Source organism: Streptomyces sp. NPDC002958 (assembly GCF_055563255.1).
On record NZ_JBVHDS010000003.1, the window covers coordinates 444,958 to 465,597 of the forward strand.

At 68.9% G+C, this 20,640-nt stretch carries 15 protein-coding genes and 1 tRNA gene; 5 read left to right on the forward strand and 11 right to left on the reverse strand.

Features of this window, described 5'->3' with window-relative positions; translation table 11 throughout:
- Positions 1-3: 3 nt before the first annotated feature.
- Together ACZ3IC_RS08365 and ACZ3IC_RS08370 are read right to left on the reverse strand one after the other, a co-directional pair.
- Positions 4-768, reverse strand: a complete 765-nt coding sequence (locus ACZ3IC_RS08365) for a transcriptional regulator (protein WP_467413824.1) — start codon at positions 766-768, stop codon at positions 4-6.
- 110 nt (positions 769-878) lie between these two features.
- Positions 879-953 (reverse strand) — tRNA-Leu (locus ACZ3IC_RS08370).
- Between the two features lie 98 nt (positions 954-1,051).
- Between ACZ3IC_RS08370 and ACZ3IC_RS08375 the strand changes: the two genes are divergently transcribed.
- Positions 1,052-1,714 carry an ANTAR domain-containing response regulator gene (locus ACZ3IC_RS08375; RefSeq protein WP_467413826.1) on the forward strand — a complete coding sequence of 221 codons (663 nt, stop codon included), beginning with the start codon at positions 1,052-1,054 and terminating at the stop codon, positions 1,712-1,714.
- 78 nt (positions 1,715-1,792) lie between these two features.
- On the opposite strand, the gene ACZ3IC_RS08380 is transcribed toward ACZ3IC_RS08375, so the two are convergent.
- From ACZ3IC_RS08380 to ACZ3IC_RS08410, 7 genes are all read right to left on the reverse strand, one after another.
- Positions 1,793-2,509 carry an ABC transporter ATP-binding protein gene (locus ACZ3IC_RS08380; RefSeq protein WP_467413828.1) on the reverse strand — a complete coding sequence of 239 codons (717 nt, stop codon included), beginning with the start codon at positions 2,507-2,509 and terminating at the stop codon, positions 1,793-1,795.
- Positions 2,506-3,435 (reverse strand): ABC transporter ATP-binding protein, encoded by a 930-nt coding sequence (locus ACZ3IC_RS08385; protein WP_467414049.1) that lies wholly within the window; start codon positions 3,433-3,435, stop codon positions 2,506-2,508. Before ACZ3IC_RS08385 ends, ACZ3IC_RS08380 begins: the two co-directional genes overlap by 4 nt.
- 5 nt (positions 3,436-3,440) lie before the next feature.
- On the reverse strand, positions 3,441-5,237 hold the full coding sequence (locus ACZ3IC_RS08390; protein WP_467413830.1) for a branched-chain amino acid ABC transporter permease: 1,797 nt from the start codon (positions 5,235-5,237) through the stop codon (positions 3,441-3,443).
- Between the two features lie 5 nt (positions 5,238-5,242).
- A complete protein-coding gene (locus ACZ3IC_RS08395; protein ID WP_467413832.1) occupies positions 5,243-6,172 on the reverse strand; it encodes a branched-chain amino acid ABC transporter permease in 930 nt (309 codons plus the stop codon).
- Positions 6,173-6,282: 110 nt separating this feature from the next.
- On the reverse strand, positions 6,283-7,497 hold the full coding sequence (locus ACZ3IC_RS08400; RefSeq protein ID WP_467414050.1) for a branched-chain amino acid ABC transporter substrate-binding protein: 1,215 nt from the start codon (positions 7,495-7,497) through the stop codon (positions 6,283-6,285).
- Between the two features lie 659 nt (positions 7,498-8,156).
- On the reverse strand, positions 8,157-8,627 hold the full coding sequence (locus ACZ3IC_RS08405; protein WP_467413833.1) for a PaaI family thioesterase: 471 nt from the start codon (positions 8,625-8,627) through the stop codon (positions 8,157-8,159).
- 101 nt (positions 8,628-8,728) lie between these two features.
- Complete coding sequence (locus ACZ3IC_RS08410; protein ID WP_467413835.1) at positions 8,729-11,065, reverse strand: FdhF/YdeP family oxidoreductase; 2,337 nt, start codon at positions 11,063-11,065, stop codon at positions 8,729-8,731.
- 156 nt (positions 11,066-11,221) lie between these two features.
- Between ACZ3IC_RS08410 and polA the strand changes: the two genes are divergently transcribed.
- Positions 11,222-13,933, forward strand: coding sequence for a DNA polymerase I (gene polA / locus ACZ3IC_RS08415; RefSeq protein WP_467413837.1), 2,712 nt, complete (start codon positions 11,222-11,224; stop codon positions 13,931-13,933).
- Between the two features lie 52 nt (positions 13,934-13,985).
- On the opposite strand, the gene ACZ3IC_RS08420 is transcribed toward polA, so the two are convergent.
- Positions 13,986-14,825 carry a DUF4184 family protein gene (locus tag ACZ3IC_RS08420; protein WP_467413838.1) on the reverse strand — a complete coding sequence of 280 codons (840 nt, stop codon included), beginning with the start codon at positions 14,823-14,825 and terminating at the stop codon, positions 13,986-13,988.
- Positions 14,826-15,011: 186 nt separating this feature from the next.
- On the opposite strand from ACZ3IC_RS08420, the gene ACZ3IC_RS08425 reads away from it, so the two are divergent.
- The 3 genes from ACZ3IC_RS08425 to pgfA all read left to right on the forward strand — a co-directional run bounded on the left by ACZ3IC_RS08425 (position 15,012) and on the right by pgfA (position 18,083).
- On the forward strand, positions 15,012-16,685 hold the full coding sequence (locus ACZ3IC_RS08425; protein ID WP_467413840.1) for a lytic transglycosylase domain-containing protein: 1,674 nt from the start codon (positions 15,012-15,014) through the stop codon (positions 16,683-16,685).
- Between the two features lie 170 nt (positions 16,686-16,855).
- Positions 16,856-16,993, forward strand: coding sequence for an SPW_0924 family protein (locus tag ACZ3IC_RS08430; RefSeq protein ID WP_467413841.1), 138 nt, complete (start codon positions 16,856-16,858; stop codon positions 16,991-16,993).
- Positions 16,994-17,072: 79 nt separating this feature from the next.
- Positions 17,073-18,083 carry a cell envelope lipid trafficking protein PgfA gene (pgfA, locus tag ACZ3IC_RS08435; protein ID WP_467413842.1) on the forward strand — a complete coding sequence of 337 codons (1,011 nt, stop codon included), beginning with the start codon at positions 17,073-17,075 and terminating at the stop codon, positions 18,081-18,083.
- On the opposite strand, the gene hrpB is transcribed toward pgfA, so the two are convergent.
- Positions 18,070-20,607 (reverse strand): ATP-dependent helicase HrpB, encoded by a 2,538-nt coding sequence (gene hrpB, locus ACZ3IC_RS08440; protein WP_467413844.1) that lies wholly within the window; start codon positions 20,605-20,607, stop codon positions 18,070-18,072. The genes pgfA and hrpB overlap by 14 nt on opposite strands.
- Positions 20,608-20,640: the final 33 nt, after the last annotated feature.

The window sequence follows — 20,640 nt, forward strand, 5'->3', positions numbered from 1 at the left end:
TCGTCAGTACTTCGGCCCGACATGGGCGTCCATGAGAGCGACGGACGCCCGTCGGGCGACGGAGACGTTCCTTGAGTTGGCCATCCTCCATTCGACTCCCACGAGGTCGAGGGCTGCGGTGAAGAGTCCAATGATGTCGGCAGACAGGTTGGTGAAGAAGTAGCGGGGATACTCGTAGCGCCGCAGCTCCCCGTTGACACGGCGAGTGGTCCAGTTGATGATTCGGCATCCGTCCGAGTGAATGAGCCCGCGAATGAACTCCCACGGATAGTCGTCGACGACTTTCTGCTGCCACGCTTCGAGAGCGATCTCACGCTCATGCTTCTTGCCGGGGCCGTGCTGCGGGAAGAAGCACGGCCAGTGCTTGCTGTGGCAGGTGACGTACTGGCATCCCTGTCGCTGGACGCGGAACACCTTGTTCCCCGGACGTGCGATCTGCATGGCGTCGGCACAGGCATCAATGAGCCCTGGCCAGGCATCGGCGCAGGCAATGCGGAGGAAGTACACACCTCGTCTCGCTAGGCTGATGCAGCCATCACCCAGATAGAGACCGAGCAAGTAGGCGTATGCAGCGGGGTCTTCGGGATCGCCCTGCCGGTCGTGGCACCTTGGACAGTCCGCAGCGCGGTTCCGGCCGAGAGGTTCTATTCGTGTTTGCCATGAACGGATGGCGGCGCGGGAGACGCCGGTCTGCTTACTTACGGAGTTCTGGCTGAAGCCCTGGCCCAGGAGTGACAGAGCATGCTTGCGCATTTCTAGGTCGTACACACGGCCGAGCCTGGCTGAATCATGGTTCTTGGGAGATGGAACCGTGAAGCGATGACACGATCAAGTGAAGTGTTACCGCTTCCCTTGCGACCTTGGAATCCAAGGAAAAGTGCCCCAGGTGGGATTCGAACCCACACTTTCGGCTGTTTGAGAGCCGCCTCTCTAACCAGTTGGAGTACTGGGGCCTTAGAAAGGATGGGCAACGAGTGCCCTACGTAGTGACACCTTATCGTAGCTAGGTAGGCTCGTGGCAGCAGTACCCCTGCATTGATCAAGGAGCCCCGTGACCACGCCAGAGTCGCCCCAGCCCGCAGCCGACGACGACAAGTCGCACGTTCCGCCGCTGACGACCCGCGTCGTCATCGCCGAGGACGAGGCGCTCATCCGTCTCGACCTCAAAGAGATGCTGGAGGAAGAGGGCTACGCGGTCGTCGGTGAGGCCGGCGACGGGCAGAAGGCAGTCGAGCTCGCCCGGGAGCACCGGCCGGACCTGGTCATCCTCGATGTGAAGATGCCGATCCTGGATGGGATCTCCGCCGCTGAGAAGATTGCCGAGGAGTCCATCGCGCCGGTCCTGATGCTCACCGCGTTCTCGCAGCGCGATCTCGTGGAGCGGGCGCGGGACGCCGGGGCGATGGCGTATCTGGTGAAGCCGTTCAGCAAGAGCGATGTGGTGCCGGCCATCGAGATGGCGGTGTCGCGGTTCGCGGAGCTGAAGGCGCTGGAGTCGGAGGTCGCCGACCTTGCCCAGCGGCTGGAGACGCGGAAGCTGGTTGACCGGGCGAAGAGCATTCTGCAGACGGATTACGGGCTGTCGGAGCCGGCCGCGTTCCGTTGGATCCAGAAGACGTCGATGGACCGTCGGCTGTCGATGCAGCAGCTTGCCGAGGCGTTGATCGAGGACGCTGAGGAGAAGAAGCGGGCGGCGAAGGATGGCGAGCAGTAGCCGCGCGCTCAGCCGCGAGAGGCCCGCACCCCGGATTGATCCGGGGTGCGGGCCTTTTTCGTCCGTACGTCGAGTGTGTCAGTCCTCGCCGAGGTAGGCCTTGCGGACGGACTCGTCGTGGAGGAGGTCCGCGCCGGTGCCGGAGAGGACGATCTTGCCGACCTCCATGACGTGGCCGTGGTCCGCGAGGGAGAGTGCGGCCTGGGCGTTCTGCTCGACGAGCAGGATGGTGGTGCCTTGCGCCTTGAGTTCGACGATGGTCTCCATGATCTTCTGCATCATGATCGGGGAGAGGCCCATGGAGGGTTCGTCGAGCATCAGGAGCTTGGGCTGGCACATCAGGGCCCTACCCATGGCGAGCATCTGCTGTTCGCCGCCCGAGAGGGTTCCGGCAGCCTGCTTCCGGCGTTCTCCGAGGATGGGGAAGAGGTCGTAGGCGCGCTGGATGTCCTTCTCGATGCCTGCCTTGTCGTTGCGGAGGTAGGCGCCGAGCTGGAGGTTCTCGGTGATCGTCAGCCGGGGGAAGATGTGGCGTCCCTCGGGGGAGTGGGCGAGACCCAAGGAGACGATCTTGTGGGCCGGGATGTTGTTGAGTGGTTTGCCGTCGAAGAGGATATTGCCGCCGACGGGCTTGAGGAGCCCGGAGAGGGTGCGCAGGGTGGTGGTCTTGCCGGCGCCGTTGGTGCCGATGAGGGTAACGACCTGGCCGGCTTCGACGGTGAAGGAGATGCCCTTGACGGCTTCGATCTTGCCGTAGGTGACGCGGAGGTCCTCGACCTCTAGCAGTGCGGTCATCGGGCGTCCTCCTCTTCGGTGCCGGTGGTGCTGTGGGTTTCGGTGGTGCTGTCGGCGTCTGCGGTGCCGGTGGTGTCGGCCGTCTTGGTGGCGATGGCTTCCGCGGCTTCGACCTCGGCGAGTTCTTCGGCGCCGGGGGCGCCTTCGAAGGGGGTGCCGAGGTAGGCGGCGACGACGCGTTCGTCGCTCTGGACGATGTCGGAGGTGCCTTCGACGAGCTTTTCGCCCTGGACGAGGACGGCGACGCGGTCGCACAGGTTGAAGATGAACCGCATGTCGTGCTCGATGACGAGGACGGCGATGCCCTGGTCACGGATGGCGAAGATGAGTTCTTCGGTGACGCGGGTTTCCTGCGGGTTCATGCCGGCGGTGGGCTCGTCGAGGAGCAGGAGTCCGGGGTCGCTGGCCAGTGCGCGGGCGATTTCCAGCTTGCGCTGGTCTCCGTAGGGGAGGTTGCGTGCGAGGTGGTCGGCCTTGTCCGCCAGGCCGATGAACTCCAGGAGTTCCATGGCGCGTTCGCGGCTGGCGTTCTCGGCCCTGGTGAAGCCGGGGAGGCGCAGGAGGGCGGACCAGAGGCCTTCCTTGGTCCTGGTGTGGCGTCCGACGAGGACGTTTTCCAGGACGGTCATGTTGGCGAAGAGCCGGATGTTCTGGAAGGTGCGGGCGATGCCTGCCTGGGTGACGAGGTGGGGCTTGGGCGGCAGGACGGTGCCCTTGTAGCTGACCTTGCCCTCGGTGGGGACGTACAGGCCGGTGAGGCAGTTGAAGAAGGTGGTCTTGCCGGCACCGTTGGGGCCGATGAGGCCGACGATCTCGCCCGCGTTGACGGTGAGGTCGACGTTGCGTACGGCGGTGAGGCCGCCGAAGCGCATGGTGACGCCGTTTGCGTCGAGGACGGTGGTGGCGGTCTTCGTGGTGGTGGTCATGGTGGTCACGCCCCCGCCTTGGCGATGCCGACGCCGGTCTCTTCGGACTGTCGTGGCTCCGGTACGTCGAGCTGGTCGGTCTCGTGGAATTCGAGCTGCTTCCTGCGGTCGGCGACCAGGCCTTCGGGACGCAGGCGCATCAGGAGGATGAGTGCGACGCCGAAGAGGAAGAGCTGGTAGTCCTGCATGAACTGCAGCTTGGCCGGGATGAGGTAGAGCAGTGCGGCGCCGACGAGGGGGCCGCTGAGGGTTCCCATGCCGCCGAGGATGACGGCGGCGAGGAGGAACGCGGAGTTGGGTGGTACGGAGCCGGCGAACTGGTACTGCTCGGGCGTCACCGTGTAGTTGACGTGTGCCTGGACGGTTCCGGCGAGGCCGGCGAGGGTGGCGCCGAGGGCGAAGGCGAGCAGTTTGAGCCGGAAGGCGTTGATGCCCATGGCGGTGGCCGCGGTTTCGTCCTCGCGGATGGCGACCCAGGCGCGGCCGATGCGGGATTCTCCGGAGCGGCGGAAGACGAGGACGACGACGGCGGTGAAGACGAGCATCAGCAGGTAGTAGTTGGCGGACCTGCCGAGGGTGAAGCCGAGGATGTCGTGCTTGAGCCCGAAATCGAATCCGAAGAAGTTGAGGTCGGGGATGCTGGGGATGCCCTGGGAGCCGTTGGTGAGGTCGGGGCCGCTGTTGCCGTTGAGGTTGTTCACGGTGAGGCGGAAGATTTCACCGAAGCCGAGGGTGACGATGGCCAGGTAGTCGCCGCGCAGTCGCAGGGTGGGGGCGCCGATGAGGACGCCGAAGACGAGCGAGGCTCCGGCGCCGGTCAGGACGGCGGCCCAGAAGGGGAATTCGACGCCGATGGCCGACATGGTGGAGCCGGAGACCAGGGCGGCGGCGTAGGCGCCGACGCCGAGGAAGGCGACGTATCCGAGGTCGAGGAGGCCGGCGAGGCCGACGACGACGTTGAGGCCGAGTGCCACGGTGCCGAAGATGAGGATGTTGGCGCCGATGAGCGCGTATTGCTCCTTCTGCTGGGTGAACGGGAAGCAGAAGGCTGCGACGAGGGCGGCGGCGAGGGTGATGTTGCGGTGCTTGGCGGTGAGCGCGGTGAGGCGGGAGACGAGTCCGGCTCGGTGGAGGGCGGTGAAGGTGAAGCCGGCGGTGATGAGGAAGCCGATGAAGAGTTCGGTGTAGTCGGTGTCGATGCCGTAGCTGAAGACGTAGAGGCCGATGCCGAACGACACGACGATGATGAGGATTTCGGCCCAGTCGGGGAGTGCGTTGGCGCGGGGGGCCGACGGGGCCCTGAGGCTGTTGCGGAAGCGCTGCCAGGCGCCGGCTGCGGTGGTGCCGGAGATGGGCTGGTCGCTGGGGAGTCCGAGTGCGGCGATGGCGGCGATGAGTGTGCCGATGCCGCTGACCCAGGCGCCGGGCTCCAGGTTGACGATGCCGCCGAGGTCGTACGCGATGGCGCCGATGGTGTAGCCGGTGGTGCCGAGGGTGCCGAGCGCCAGGAGGCGGACAGGGCTGTTGGTGCCGCCGGGGGTGAGCCAGCCGAGGCCTCGGATGCCGTATCCGGACAGCGCGAGGAGCAGGGTGAGTGCGGCGCTGATGAGGGTGAGGACCTGGAGGCCGCCGGGGTAGCCGGTGACGGTGAGGTCGCCGGGGAATTCGCTGGTCCAGGTCCAGGCGAGGAAGGTGCCGGCGAGTGCGACGGCAGCGCCTGCGAGGGTGCCGATGCGGGCTGCGGCTGCGGGGATCGCGAGGAAGGGGGCGGCCCCGGGCGCGGTGGTGTGGTTGGTGGTCATCCGTATCACGCCCGATCCGCGACGCGTTCGCCGAGCAGACCCTGGGGCCGGATCAGCAGGACGACGATGAGGAGGACGAAGGCCCATACGTCCTTCCAGGCGCCGCCGCCGAAGAGTTCCATGCCGGGGACGTCGTTCATGTAGCCGGTGGCGAGGGATTCGGCGATGCCGAGTACGATGCCGCCGAGCATGGCGCCGTAGATGTTGCCGATGCCGCCGAGTACGGCTGCGGTGAAGGCTTTGAGGCCCATGAGGAAGCCCATTCGGAAGCCGATCGTGCCCTGCTTGAGTCCGTAGGCGACGGCGGCGATGGCGGCGAACGCGGCACCGATGGCGAAGGCCATGACGATGATGCGGTCGGTGTTGATGCCCATGAGCTTTGCGGTGTCGGGGTCCTGGCTGGTGGCTTGCATGCCGCGGCCGGAGCGGGTCTTGGAGACGAAGAGGCCGAGGGCGATCATGCAGAGGGGGGCGGTGATGAGGACGAAGAGGTCACCGCGCTGGATGTGGGCGCCGAAGATGTCGATCGCTTCGCCCTTGAACTGGGGGAAGGAGCGGTCCTTCTTGGCGTCGGGGTACCACTTCCAGATGGCCTGCTGGAGTGCGAGGGAGAGGCCGATCGCGGTGATCAGCGGGGCCAGCCGGGGGGCGTTGCGCAGGGGCCGGTAGGCGAAGCGTTCGGCGGCCGCGCTGACGGCGACGGAGCATACGACGCCGCCGATGATCATGAGTGGGACGGTGGCGAGGAGGGAGACGTCGGCCGGCATCCAGAGGGACACGGTGAGAGCTCCGAAGCCTCCGATCATGAAGATCTCGCCGTGGGCGAAGTTGATGAGCTGGATGATTCCGTAGACCATCGTGTAGCCGATCGCGATGAGTCCGTACATCGCGCCGAGGATGAGTCCATTGGCCAGCTGTTGCGGCAGTTCGTTCACCGCAGGGCCTCCGTGGAGTGGTTCGGATATGGCACCGCGCGGGAGCGCTGGTAGCGCTCCCGCGCGGTCTGGTGTCAGTCAGTGCGTTGGCCGGGAGGGCCCTGTTGGGGTCAGGGCTTGTAGACCTCGCTGAGCTTGGACGTCCACGTGCCGCCGTCGACCTGGTAGGCGGTCATCATGGTGTTGGTGGTGTCGCCGTACTCGTCGAAGGAGACGGGGCCGGTGACGCCGTCGAACTTGACCTTGGCCATGGCGTCGAGGACCTTGGCGCGGGCGTCGTCGCCGCTGGGGAGCTTGCCGCCGTTGTCGGCGACGGCGATCTTGACTGCCTCGATGATCGCCCAGGTGGCGTCGTAGGTGCCGCCGCCGTATGCCTCGTAGGCGTCCTTGTATCCGGCGGTCTTGTAGTCCGCGATGAACTTCTTGGCGGAGTCGAGCTCCTCGACGGGCTTGCCGACGGAGGTGGCGAAGTCGCCCTGGGCCTTCTTGTTGAGCTTGATGAAGTCGGCGCTGTACATGCCGTCGCCGCCCATGAGGGGGATCTGGACGCTGTCCTTGAGCTGCTGGCTCAGGGGCGCGCCGGCGGGGTACTCGCCGCCGTAGTAGACGGCCTTGGCGCCGGACTTCTTGACCTTGGTGACGACGGCGTTGAAGTCGCGGTCGTCGGGGTTGACGTGGTCGGAGCCGACGATCTTGCCGCCGAGGGTGGTGAAGGTGTTCTTGAAGGAGGCGGCGAGACCGGCGCCGTAGGGCTTCTGGTCGTCGATGAGGTAGACCTGCTTGATTTTCGCTTCGTTGAAGAGGTATTTCGCGGCGAAGGCGCCCTGGATCTGGTCCGTGGTGGCGGTGCGGAAGTAGGTCTTGTAGGGGCGCTTCTTGTCGCCGGTCTGCCAGTTCTCGCCCTGGGTCAGCTCGGTGCCGGTGTTGGCGGGGGAGACCTGGGTGAGGCCGGCGTCGTTGAGCGGCTTCTGCATCGACTGGGAGACGCCGGTGTTCAGGGGGCCGACGACGCCGAGGACGGTGTCGTCGTCGATGAATTTCTGGGCGTTCTGCTGGCCGACGGAGGGCTGTGCCTGGTCGTCGAGCGGCTTGACTTCGAACGTGATGCCGGGGACGGTCTTTTCCTTGTTCGCCGTCTTGGCGGCGAGGTCCGCGGAGTTCTTGATGCCGAGACCGAGGGCGGACAGGTCGCCGGTGATGGGCGCGTCGACGCCGATGACGACGGTCTGGGTGTCGCCGCTGCTGCTCTTGTTGCTGTCGTCGCGCGACCCGCAGGCGGTGAGTGTCAGTGCTCCTGTGGTGAGCACTGTGGTGAGGATGAGCAAAGAACGGTGTCGCACGAAAGGTCCTTTCCCTGGCGCGGCCTCCTCTGCTTGAGGTGCCGTGTCGTTCGCCGGGCCGTACTGGTTGGTACAGGGCCGTGCTGCAGAGGCGCCCGGCGGCGCGGTGACTGGCGGTGACTCTAGGCGCAGGTGTGGGGGTCCGGGATGGGTCAGCCGCAGGATGTGACTGTCTTGTTATGCCCTTGAGCAAGGCTTGAGGTGGCTGTGCGGACATGTACGGCTTTTTGCTGGTCGGTGAAAGTGGCCGCATGGTGAGAACTCGCAGCTCTGCTAAGGGGCTTGAGCTGATCTTGCTGCTGTCGCGCGGCGAGGCCGCATGAGGGCGCGACGACCGCCCGGCGCCTGCGGGGCCGGGTCCGGAGTGCTGTGCGGGGTTGTTTGCGCCTGGCCCGCTTGTTACGCAGTGTTACATCGGGGGTGACGTGGTCGACGCGGTGTTGTGTGCAGGGTGCGTGTCGGGTTTGATCGGTGGTGCCGAGTGGGCCACGCAACGGGCTTTGTAGTCAAGGGTGTTGACCGGCTCAGTTGCTCAGTAACGCCTTGTGCGTGGGTGGTTGTGGGCTGGGAATGGCGCTGCCCGGCCGGAATGCGGTCCGGCCGGGCAGTGGTGTCGAGGGTGTTGTGCGGTGTGCTCCGGGCGGTCAGGCGATGCCGGTCTGCGGTGCGTCGCGGAGCATGCAGGTGAGGCGGGCGGTGCAGACCCGCTTGTCCTGTTCGTCGGTGATGACGATCTCGTACGTGGCGGTGGAGCGGCCGCGGTGTACGGGGGTGGCGACGCCCGTGACGAGTCCGCTGCGTACCCCTCGGTGGTGGGTGCAGTTCAGGTCGACGCCGACGGCGAGCTTGGTGGTGCCGCCGTGGAGCATGGAGCCGACGGAGCCGAGGGTCTCGGCGAGTACGGCGGAGGCGCCGCCGTGGAGCAGTCCGTACGGCTGGGTGTTGCCCTCGACGGGCATGGTGCCGACGACGCGGTCCGCGGAGGCTTCGACGATCGTGACGCCCATTCGCTCGCCGAGGTGGCCGGCGGAGAAGAGTGCGGGCAGGTCGATGCCGAGTGCGGCGTACTCGTCGATGATCTCCTGGGGGAACTTGGGTGTGGTGTGCTCGCCCATGGGGTCCGGCTCCGATCGTCTGCGGTGGTTCATAGCTTTATTGCTGTGTGCATCGTTCTTATCAGACGACTGAGCGAACGCTTAGTGGGTTGTGGTGCGGATTACCTCTGGGCGGTCCGCCCCTGAGTGTTCTGCCCCTGAGTGTTCTGCCCCTGGGTGTTCTGCCCCTGGATGTTCTCGAAGCGCACGACGACGGACTTGCTGGCGGGGGTGTTGCTGGTGTCTGCGGTGGAGCCGAGGGGGACCAGCACATTGGTCTCCGGGTAGTAGGCGGCGGCGCAGCCCCGGGCGGTCGGGTAGTGCACGATGCGGAAGCCGGGTGCCCGGCGCTCCACGCCGTCCTTCCATTCGCTGACGAGGTCGGTGTAGGCGCCGTCGGCCAGGCCGAGGGCGCGGGCGTCGTCGGGGTTGACCAGGACGACGCGGCGGCCGCCCTTGATGCCGCGGTAGCGGTCGTCGAGGCCGTAGATCGTGGTGTTGTACTGGTCGTGCGAGCGCAGGGTCTGCAACAGCAGCCTGCCTTCGGGGAGCTGGGGGTATTCGACGGGTGCGGCGGTGAAGTTGGCCCTGCCGGTCGCGGTGGGGAAGCGGCGCTCGTCGCGCGGGGCGTGCGGGAGGGTGAAACCGCCGGGGCGTGCGACGCGGGCGTTGAAGTTCTCGAAGCCGGGGACGACGCGGGAGATGCGGTCGCGGATCGTCGCGTAGTCCTTCTCGAAATCCTCCCAGGGGGTGGCCGATCCGGGGCCGAGGACGGCGCGGGCGAGGCGGGCGACGATGGCGGGCTCGGACAGCAGATGGGGGCTCGCCGGGGTGAGGTTGCCGCGCGAGGCGTGGACCATGCTCATGGAGTCCTCGACCGTGACGAACTGCTTGCCGCTCGCCTGGACGTCCTTGTCGGTGCGGCCCAGCGTCGGCAGGATCAGCGCACGGGTGCCGGTCACGGCGTGTGAGCGGTTGAGCTTGGTGGAGACATGGACGGTGAGGCGGGCGCGGCGCATCGCGGCCTCGGTGACCTCCGTGTCGGGGGTGGCCGCGACGAAGTTGCCGCCCATGGCGAAGAAGACCTTGGCGTCGCCGTCGCGCAGGGCCTGGATGGAGCGGACGACGTCGTAGCCGTGGTGGCGCGGTGAGGTGATCGAGAATTCCTTGTCGAGCGCGTCGAGGAATTCGGGTGCGGGCCGTTCGAAGATGCCCATGGTGCGGTCGCCCTGGACATTGGAGTGGCCGCGCACGGGGCAGACTCCGGCGCCGGGGCGGCCGATGTTGCCTCGCAGCAGAAGGAAGTTGACGACTTCGCGGATGGTCGGCACGGAGTGCTTGTGCTGGGTGAGGCCCATGGCCCAGCACACGATGGTGCGCTTCGAGGCGAGGACCATCGCGAGGGCCTCTTCGATGGCGCTGCGGTCGAGGCCGGTGGCGGTGAGGGTCTGCTCCCAGTCGGCTTCGCGGGCCGCGGCCACGAACTCTTCGTAACCATGGGTGTGTTCTTGTACGAAGGCTTCGTCGACGGCGCCCTCGGTCTGAAGGATCATCTTGTTGAGGAGTCGGAAGAGGGCCTGGTCGCCGCCGATACGGATCTGCAGGAAGAGATCGTTGAGCGTGGCGCCCTTGACCATGCCGAGCGGGGTCTGCGGGTTCTTGAACCGCTCCAGGCCGGCCTCGGGCAGCGGGTTCACCGAAATGATCTTCGCGCCTGCGGACTTGGCTTTCTCCAGGGCCGAGAGCATCCGGGGATGGTTGGTGCCGGGATTCTGTCCGGCGACGATGATCAGGTCCGCCCGGTGAAGGTCTTCGAGGGAGACGCTGCCCTTGCCGATGCCGATGGTCTCCGTCAGCGCGGAGCCGGAGGACTCGTGGCACATGTTGGAGCAGTCGGGGAGGTTGTTCGTGCCGAATTCGCGGGCGAACAGCTGGAGCAGGAACGCCGCCTCGTTGCTGGTGCGCCCCGAGGTGTAGAAGAGGGCCTCGTCGGGGGAGGCGAGCGCGCCCAGCTCCTCGGCGATGATGCCGAAGGCTCGCTCCCAGGTCACCGCCTCGTACCGCTCGGCGCCCTCGGGGAGGTACATCGGCTGGGTGATCCGGCCCTGCTGGCCCAGCCAGTACCCACTGCGTGACGCGAGATCGGCGACCGGGTGCGCGGCGAAGAAATCGGGGGTGACACGGCGCAGCGTCGCCTCCTCGGCGACGGCCTTGGCGCCGTTCTCGCAGAATTCCGCCGTGTGCCGTTTGTCGCTCTCGGGCCAGGCGCAGCCGGGGCAGTCGAAGCCGTTCTTCTGGTTGACCTTGAGGAGGGTCTGCGCGGTGCGTCGCACGCCCATCTGCTGCTGGGCGATGAGCAGGCTGTGGGCGACGGCCGGCAGTCCGGCGGCGGCGTGCTGCGCCGCCTCGACCCGCGGCGCGTCCTGGACCGGGTCACCTGCGGGCGGCTTCGTGGCCATGGTGCGCTCCCCTCTGAGCCGACTGCGAACCTGCGCAGTGCGCTGTGCGCATTGATGCTTTACGTGTTCCCCCGATCCTGTCACGCGGCACCGGCAGAGTGCCCGGCGAGCCAGGCCCGGTCGGGATTGTCAGCGGTCCGTGGCAGGATCGGGGGCGTGGCTGAGACGGCATCGAAGAAGACGGCAGACAACCGACCGCGCCTGCTCCTGATGGACGGGCACTCCCTGGCGTACCGGGCGTTCTTTGCGCTGCCTGCGGAGAATTTCACGACAGGGTCGGGGCAGCCGACGAACGCGGTGTACGGCTTCGCGTCGATGCTGGCGAACACGCTGCGTGACGAGGCGCCGACGCATTTCGCGGTGGCGTTCGATGTCTCCCGCAAGACCTGGCGCTCGGAGGAGTTCCCCGAGTACAAGGCGAACCGTTCGAAGACCCCGGACGAGTTCAGGGGCCAGGTGGAGCTGATCGGCGAGCTGCTCGACGCGATGCACGCCGACCGTTTCGCGATCGACGGTTTCGAGGCCGACGATGTCATCGCCACGCTGGCCACGCAGGCCGAGGCGGCCGGTTTCGAGGTGCTGATCGTCACCGGTGACCGGGATTCGTTCCAGCTGATCACGGACAGCGTCACCGTGCTGTACCCGACGAAGGGCGTCTCGGAGCTGACGCGCTTCACCCCGGCGAAGGTCGAGGAGAAGTACGGGCTCACGCCGCAGCAGTACCCGGATTTCGCGGCGCTGCGCGGTGACCCGTCCGACAACCTTCCGGGCATTCCCGGCGTCGGTGAGAAGACCGCCGCGAAGTGGATCAACCAGTTCGGTTCGTTCGACGAGCTGGTGGAGCGCGCCGAGGAGGTCAAGGGAAAGGCCGGGCAGAATTTCCGGGACCACCTGGACGCGGTGCGGCTGAACCGCAGGCTGACCGAGATGGTCCGTGATGTGGAGCTGCCCAAGACCCCGCAGGACCTGGAGCGCGCGCCGTACGACCGCACCGCGGTGACGGGCGTGCTGGACGTCCTGGAGATCCGTAACCCGAGCTTGCGCGAGCGGCTGCTGGCCGTCGACCCGGGCGCGGCCGAGGCCGAGGCCCCGGCGCCCGCCGCGGGCATCGAGCTGGACGGCGTGGTGCTGGGCGCGGGCGAGCTGGCACCCTGGCTCGACGGGCACGGTGGACAGCCGCTCGGCGTCGCCACCGTCGACACCTGGGCGGTCGGCACCGGCACGGTCACCGAGATCGCGCTCGCCGCGGCCGACGGCGCGGCGGCCTGGTTCGATCCCGCAGAACTCGACGAGGGCGATGAGCAGGCGTTCGCCGACTGGATCGCCGATGCGCGGAGGCCGAAGGTCATGCACAACGCGAAGAGCGCCATGCGGGTCTTCCCGGAGCACGGCTGGCAGGTCGACGGCGTCACGATGGACACCGCGCTGGCCGCCTATCTGGTCAAGCCCGGCCGCCGTTCCTTCGCGCTGGACGCGTTGGCGGTGGAGTACCTGGGCCGGGAGCTGGCCCCCGCGGCGGCGTCCGGCGGACAGCTGGCCTTCGGCGCCGACGACCAGGCCGAGGCCGAGGCCCTGATGACGCAGGCCCGCGCGGTCCTGGACCTGGGCGACGCGTTCACCACCCGGCTCGCAGAGGTCGGCGCGGCCGAGCTGCTGCATGACATGGAGCTGCCGACATCCGCTCTGCTGGCCCGTCTGGAGCGGCACGGCATCGCCGCCGACCGCGCCCATCTGGAAGGCATGGAGCAGCAGTTCGCCGGTGCGGTGCAGCAGGCGGTGAAGGAGGCGCACGCCGCGGTCGGCCGCGAGTTCAACCTCGGTTCGCCCAAGCAGCTCCAGGAAGTCCTCTTCGGCGAGCTGGGCCTGCCCAAGACGAAGAAGACGAAGACCGGGTACACGACGGACGCCGATGCCCTGGCCTGGCTCGCCGCACAGACCGAGCACGAGCTGCCGGTCATCATGCTGCGCCACCGTGAGCAGGCGAAGCTCCGGGTCACCGTCGAGGGCCTGATCAAGACGATCGCGGCCGACGGCCGTATCCACACCACGTTCAACCAGACGGTGGCGGCGACCGGCCGGCTCTCCTCCACCGACCCCAATCTGCAGAACATCCCGGTCCGTACGGACGAGGGCCGGGCCATCCGCCGGGGCTTCGTCGTCGGCGAGGGCTTCGAGACGCTGATGACGGCCGACTACAGCCAGATCGAACTGCGGGTGATGGCCCACCTCTCCGAGGACGCGGGCCTGATCGAGGCCTTCACCTCCGGCGAGGACCTGCACACCACGGTCGCCTCGCAGGTCTTCGGCGTCGACAAGTCGGCCGTCGATCCGGAGATGCGGCGCAAGATCAAGGCCATGAGTTACGGACTCGCGTACGGGCTCTCCGCGTTCGGCCTCTCCCAGCAGCTGAACATCGAGGCGGGCGAGGCGCGCGGCCTGATGGACACCTACTTCGAGCGGTTCGGCGGAGTGCGCGACTATCTGCACCGCGTGGTGGAGGAGGCCAGGGCCACCGGCTACACGGAGACGGTCTTCGGCCGCCGCCGCTACCTCCCCGACCTCAACAGCGACAACCGCCAGCGCCGCGAGATGGCCGAGCGGATGGCGCTCAACGCCCCGATCCAGGGCACGGCGGCGGACATCGTCAAGGTCGCCATGATCCATGTCGACCGGGCGCTGTCCGAGGCGAAGCTGAAGTCCCGGATGCTGCTCCAGGTCCATGACGAAATCGTCCTGGAGATCGCCAAGGGGGAGCGGGCGCAGGTGGAGGAGATCCTTCGCCACGAGATGTCCACGGCCGTGCAGTTGCGCGCTCCGCTGGATGTCTCGGTCGGTGTCGGCCCGGACTGGGAGTCCGCGGCGCACTGACGCGGCGGCGTGCCGGACGGGCTCGGGCGTCTGTTGATGACCCCTTGAGGAATCAGGCCCGTCCGGCGACCGGGGGCGCTGACGCGCGCGGTCGCCGCAGCCGCATCCACGCCCCGTACAGCACCAGGCCCCCCGCCAGCCCGGCCCCGGCTCCGAAACAGACGGTCGGGATGATGTCCAACGGGGTGTCGATGCGCCCGAAGTACGCATACCAGCGCGCGCACCGGTGCACGACGCCGAGCAGTACACAGACGCCCAGCAGCGCCCCCGCCGACCACCGCCCCCGACGGCCCAGCACCGGCACGGACGGTGGGACCGGGCGAGCCCCGGTCCGCCGCAGCCCCGACGCCGTGAACCAGGCGAGCACGGCCAGTGCCACCGCCGAACTGCCGTACTGCACCAGCTGGAACACGGGAAGTCCGCCGACGCTCCCGTCGAGCACCGGCACCAGCCGCACACCCCACCGGTCGTGATGGGTGAAGGCGTCCCAGACGACATGTGTGGCGGCTCCGATGACCGCCGACAACACGAACCATCCCCCGTCGCGGACCCTCCGCACCCCCCGCCCGGCCGCACGCCGCTGCCCCCGTACGAACGCGTGCACCCGGCCCTGCCACGCCCCCGGCAGTAGCGCCACCAACGGCTCGCGCAGCAGCAGCCACAGCGCCACCACCGCCGCGGTGATCAGCACATCGACCGTCAACACGCCCCACACCGAGTGGGTGACCTGTCCGAACTCCATGGCGCCCGGGATCGCGGTGTCCGCGTAGTACGTCATGTCGGGGGCGAACGAACCCGCGACGAGGGCCGAGGCGAGGAGCGGGCCGCGCGCCGTTCCGTTCCGCCGCATCCCCGGCAGCACAGCCGCGGCATGACTGAGTGTGAACGGCATGGCGGCAAGTATGCGCGAGCCAGCCGCGCCCGCCCGACAACCGCCGTACAACTTGTTGTCCGGAACGTGAAAAACAGGTGAGAACCGGTCAGTGCGCGGTGTTCCGGCGCCACAAGTTGCCGTAGGGTCGCCTGAGTCCTGGCGCTGGGGAGCGCGGACAGCCGTCGAAGGGGAGGGGCCAGAGGTATGGCAGCGCAATTCGGTCGCCGACTTCGCGAGGGGGCGACCACCACCGCTGTGGCCGCCGTTGCCGTGGCGGCGCTCTCCGCCTCAGGGGCCCCTGGCGCAACGCTGGCCACCGGGAGCGGCGATCAGCAGTCCGCCGGAACGACACCTTCGTCCGACGACACCGCGGCAACCGGCAATTCGCCGTACTACACGGAGCTTCCGCCGCTGAATACGCCCAACAAGCCTGGAGCCGCCACGAATCTGCCCATCACCGGCAGCGCGGAGTCCGGCATACCGGCTTCGATTCTGGCCGCGTACAAGAAGGCCGAGCGGACCGTCGCCGACAGCGACGCCGCCTGCCGGCTGCCGTGGCAGCTGCTCGCCGCGATCGGCAAGGTCGAATCCGGCCATGCCCGCGGCGGCCGGGTCGACGCGAACGGCACCACGTTCTCCCCGATCCTCGGCCCGGTCCTCGACGGCCGGGGCTTCGCCATGATCAAGGACACCGACAACGGGGCGTACGACGGGGACTCGACGCACGATCGTGCCGTCGGCCCGATGCAGTTCATCCCGTCCACCTGGGCGACCTGGGGCCAGGACGGCAACGGCGACGGCCGCAAGGACCCCAACAACATCTACGACGCGGCGCTCGCCGCCGGACGCTATCTCTGCGCCGGCTCCCGCGATCTGTCCATCGCCTCGGATCTCGACCGGGCGGTCCTGAGCTACAACCACTCGGACGCCTATCTCCGTACGGTCCGCTCCTGGTTCGACTACTACAAGCGCGGCACCCACGAGATTCCCGATGGCACCGGCGTGGTCCCGCCGGGCCTCGGCGGCGGTACGGACCCGAGCCCGAACCCCGGCACTCCCGGCGCTTCACCGTCCCCGACCCCGCCTCCGAGCTCGAAGCCGAAGCCGCCCAAGGGGGATGGCGGCGGTACGGACGGTCCGAAGCCCACCCCCACGCCGCCCGAGACCCTCGCAGGTGTGGAGAACGCCGGCACCGGCACGCTGACCGCCACCGCGGGCGACGCGTTCGCCGAGCGGATCAAGGTGCGGGCCAAGAACAGCCTCGGCGGCCCGCTCGCCAAGGTGCCCGTGACCTTCACCATCGCCGGTGACACCGACGCCGCCTTCGCCGGCGGGAAGAAGGCAGTCACCCTCGACACCGGAGCCGACGGCACGGTCACCGCCCCGGTGCTGCAGGCGGGCGAGACGACGGGGAAGTTCACGGTGCGGGCTGTCGCCACCGGCCGTTCGCTGCCCGCCGTCACCTACACCGCGACCGTCTTTGCCCGTCAGGCCGATGCGATCGCCAGGACCGACACCAAGGAACTGACCGCGGCGCCCGGTGCCGAGTTCGCCGACACCGTCGAGGTCAAGGCCACCTACAAGGACGCGGTCGCCGCCGGTGTCGCCGTCACCGCAACCATGATCACCGAAGCCGCCGAGCCGGCCGAGAACGACAAGGGCCCGTACTTCAAGGACGCGGCCGGCAAGACGGTCCGTACCCTCACGGATCTCAAGACCGACGCCGACGGCATCCTGAAGCTCCCGAAGATCTACGCCGACGACACCGCGGGCACGTACAAGCTGCGTCTCACCACCGAGGGCGGCGCCACGGTCGTCATCGAGCTCAAGGTCGAGGCCCCGGAGGCCCCGGTGGCCCCGGAGACTCCCGCCGCCTGACCCGCCCGGCCGCACGCCACGACAGCCCCTGTGCCACCACCCGGCACAGGGGCTGTTCCACGTGTTCTCATCTCGCGCCCGCGTTGCTACGGTGCCCCAACCCTGACGACCCGTCAGAGGGGCCTCAACTCTGACGATCCGTCAGATCCGTGCTCTCCGGGAGGACCGGCATGCGTGCCCTCGTCGCCGCCGCCATCGGGCTGGCCGCAGCCCTCGCGCTCGTCTTCACCGTCACCACGATCGGCGCCCCACCCGGAGAGACCTCTCCCAAACCCCTGCTGACCACCGTCCCGGGCCCCAAGAACTAGTGCCGTGACGGGGCAAAGCCTGCCCGGAGGGGCACCAGCCACCGGAAAGAAGCAACAGAAGCTGAGGGAGGACACCACCATGCGCCGCCGAGCCAGCCTCGTACTCCTGGCCTTCGCCGTCTTCTTCGCCGTCATGTCGCCACTGCTGCGCTGGTACGCCTTCCCGAGGCTGGCGAAGATCCCGCCCAGCCAGTACCAGGAGATGGTGCTGGAGGCCAAGCCCGCCACCCTCCTCGACTACAACGACAACATGAAGGTCAAGCAGGTCCCCAAGGTCACCATCGTGCAGACCCTCAAGGGCAATGTGGAGGAGTCGGAGAAGATCGAGCGCAGCGCCGGCCGCGATGTCGTCGTCTGGGACTCCCTCAGCTACGTCGCCGACCCGAACGGCAAAATGGTCTCCGAGATTCCCGAGCGCTACATCTTCGACGCCCACAGCCAGGCACCCGTCCACGCCACCGGCGAAATGGTCGACGGCGACCCGGTCAGGCGCGAGGGCATCGAGTTCAAGTGGCCTTTCCTCACCGAGAAGCGCGACTACGAGTACTTCGACGCCCAGACCCGTACGAGCTCGCCCATCCACTACCGGGGCACCCGCACCTTCCGCGGCATGGACGTCTACTACTTCGAGCAGACCATCCCGTGGACCAAGGTCCGGATGCCGAAGAAGATGCCCATCAAGGGCGTCACCGCACAACAGGTCGCCAAGACGGGCATGACCCGCTGGTACACCACCAAGCGGATGTTCTGGGTCGACCCGGTCACCGGAGCGCCCGTCAACGGTGAGGAGATCCACAAGGAGGAGCTGCGCAACGCCAAGGCCATGGGCATGTCCCAGGACACCGTCACCGCGTTCGCCGGGCATGTGAAGATGCGCGAGGACTACATCGAATCGACCGTCGCCCTGGTCAAGTCCCAGCGCGTACTGATCCTGCTGCTCACCTCGTACCTGCCCTGGGGCTTTTTCGCCCTCGGCACCGGGCTGTTCGCGCTCGCCCTGTGGCTGGAAGCGCGCTCCCGGCGCCCGGACGGCCCAATGCCCGACGGGGCCCCGGCACCCGCCCCGGGCCCGAAACCTACTCCTGCCTGAGCCGGGCCTTCGTGAACCGGGTCGCCTCCACCGTCGTGGGGTCCTCCGGCCACGGATGCCTCGGATAACGGCCGCGCAGCTCCGCCCGCACGGCCCGGTAGCCGTCCCGCCAGAACGAGGCCAGATCCGCGGTGACCGCCGCTGGACGGCCGGCGGGGGAAAGGAGATGGACCAGCACCGGAACCCCGGCCACCCTCGGAGTCTCCTGCAGACCGAACAGCTCCTGGAGCTTCACCGCGAGCACGGGCTGCGCCCCGCCGTACTCCACCCTGATACGGGAGCCGCTGGGCACCTCGATCCGCTCCGGTGCCAGCTCGTCCAGCCGAGCCGCCTCACCCGTCGCCCACGGCAGCAGCCGCCGCAACGCCTGCCCCGCGTCGATCCGCGCCAGATCCGAGCGCCGCCGGGCCCGCGACAGCTCGGGCTCCAGCCACTCCTCGGTACGGTCCAGCAGCGCACCGTCCGACACATCAGGCCAGGGCGCCCCCAACGTCCGGTGCAGAAAAGCGAGCCGCTCCCGCAGCTGCTCCGTCTCACGCGTTCGGCGCAGCAGCCCGAGCCCTTCGCGCCGCAGCCCCTCGACCAGCGCCTCGCGCACCAGCTCGGGCGCCGACTCCTTCAGCGGGCGCACCGACAGCTCGACGGCACCCAGCCGCTCCACCCTGCGGGCCACCACATCGCCGCCGACCCAGCGGACCTCCTCGCCCGCGAACCGCAGATGCCCGGCGGCCGTCCGCGCCGTGTCCTCGTCGATGACGGCGGCGAGCCGCACCCGGGCGGACGCGGCGTGCGCGGGCCGGTCGGCGACGGCGACCGCCAGCCACGGCGCGCTGCGCAGCCCCGACCCGTCCCGCAGCTCGGCGCCCGTCCCCGACACCATCAGGAACGCCCCCTCGCCCCGGGCCCGCGCCACCCGCTCCGGGAACGCCAGCGCGGCCACCAGCCCGACGGCTCCACCATCCGGACCGGACTCCCCTCCCGCATCCCTGACGAAGGAGGACAGCCGCCGGACCTCCTGCCGCCAACGCGCCGCATAGCCGTCCCCACCCCGCCGGGCGGTACGCAGCGCGGCCGCCAGATCGTCCCCGTACTCCCGCGGCGGCTCCTCGCTCAGCAGCGCCACCACCTCGGCCGCCCGCCGCCCACCCACCTCTGCGGCGCCGTCCAGCAGGGCCCGCGCCAGGCGTGGATGCAGGCCCAGCCGGGACATCCGTACGCCCCGGTCGGTCACCCGCCCGTCCGCGTCCACCGCGCCGACCGCCATCAGCACCTCGCGCGCCGCGCCCATCGCACCCGCGGGCGGCGGATCGAGCAGCGCCAGCCCCGACGCGTCCGGATCGCCCCAGCACGCCGCCTGCAACGCGAACGCCGCGAGATCCGCGACCCTGATCTCCGGGGACGGGAACCGCGCGAGCCGCCCGTCCTCCGCCTGCTCCCAGCACCGGTACACCACCCCCGGCGCCTCACGCCCGGCACGGCCCGCCCGCTGCCTCCCCGCCGCCCGCGACGCCCGTACCGTCGTCAGCGCGCTCAGCCCCCGCGCATGATCGGTACGCGGCTCCCTGGCCAGCCCCGAGTCGACCACGACCCGCACCCCGGGCACCGTCAGGGACGACTCCGCCACCGAGGTCGCCAGCACCACCCGCCGGCCCTCGGACGACCCGGCCAACACCGCTTCCTGCACCGCCGCCGGAGCCCGCCCGTGCACCTGGAACACCTCGGCGGCCACCCCCGCCAGCTGTCCCGCCACCCGCCCGATCTCGCCGACACCGGGCAGGAAGCACAACACATCGCCCTCCCGCTCGGCGAGCGCCCGGCGCACTGTCGAGGCGACATGCGTCAGCAGCGCCGGATCGACCCTTCCCCAAGCTCTCGGCTGCGCTCGAGCAGGGGATGCCCCATTCCCGTGCGCCGGCCGCACCGGCCCGGCGGGCGGCGCCCAGACCACCTCCACCGGATGCGAAACACCCTGCGCCTCCACCACCGGGGCATCGCCCAGCAGCCGTGCCCAGCCCTCCGCGTCCGTCGTCGCGGACGCGGCGACCAGCCGCAGATCGGGCCGGATCGCCTCCCGCACATCGAGAAGGAACGCGGCGACCGTGTCCGCGTCCAGGTGCCGCTCATGGCACTCGTCGATGATCACCGCATCGACCCCGGCCAGCTCCTGGTCGCGCTGCAGCCGCTGGAGCAGCACCCCGGTGGTCACCACCTCCACCACCGTGTCGCGCCCCACCACCCGCTCCCCGCGGACCGTGAACCCCACCCGCCCGCCTGCCTGCTCCCCGATGAGCCACGCCATCCGCCGCGCCGCCGCCCGCGCCGCGATCCGCCGCGGTTCGGCGACCACCACCCTGCGCACCGGGCCGCCGCCGGTCAGACCGGCCAGGACCAGCGGCACGAGGGTCGTCTTGCCGGTGCCGGGCGGCGCGCACAGCACCGCCATCCCGCGGTCGTCGAGCGCCCGCTCCAGGGCGGGCACAGCGGTGCGTACGGGCAACTGGTCCAGGGCATCGGTACGGATCACGCCCCCCAGTCTCGTACGACGCGCCGCGGCTTC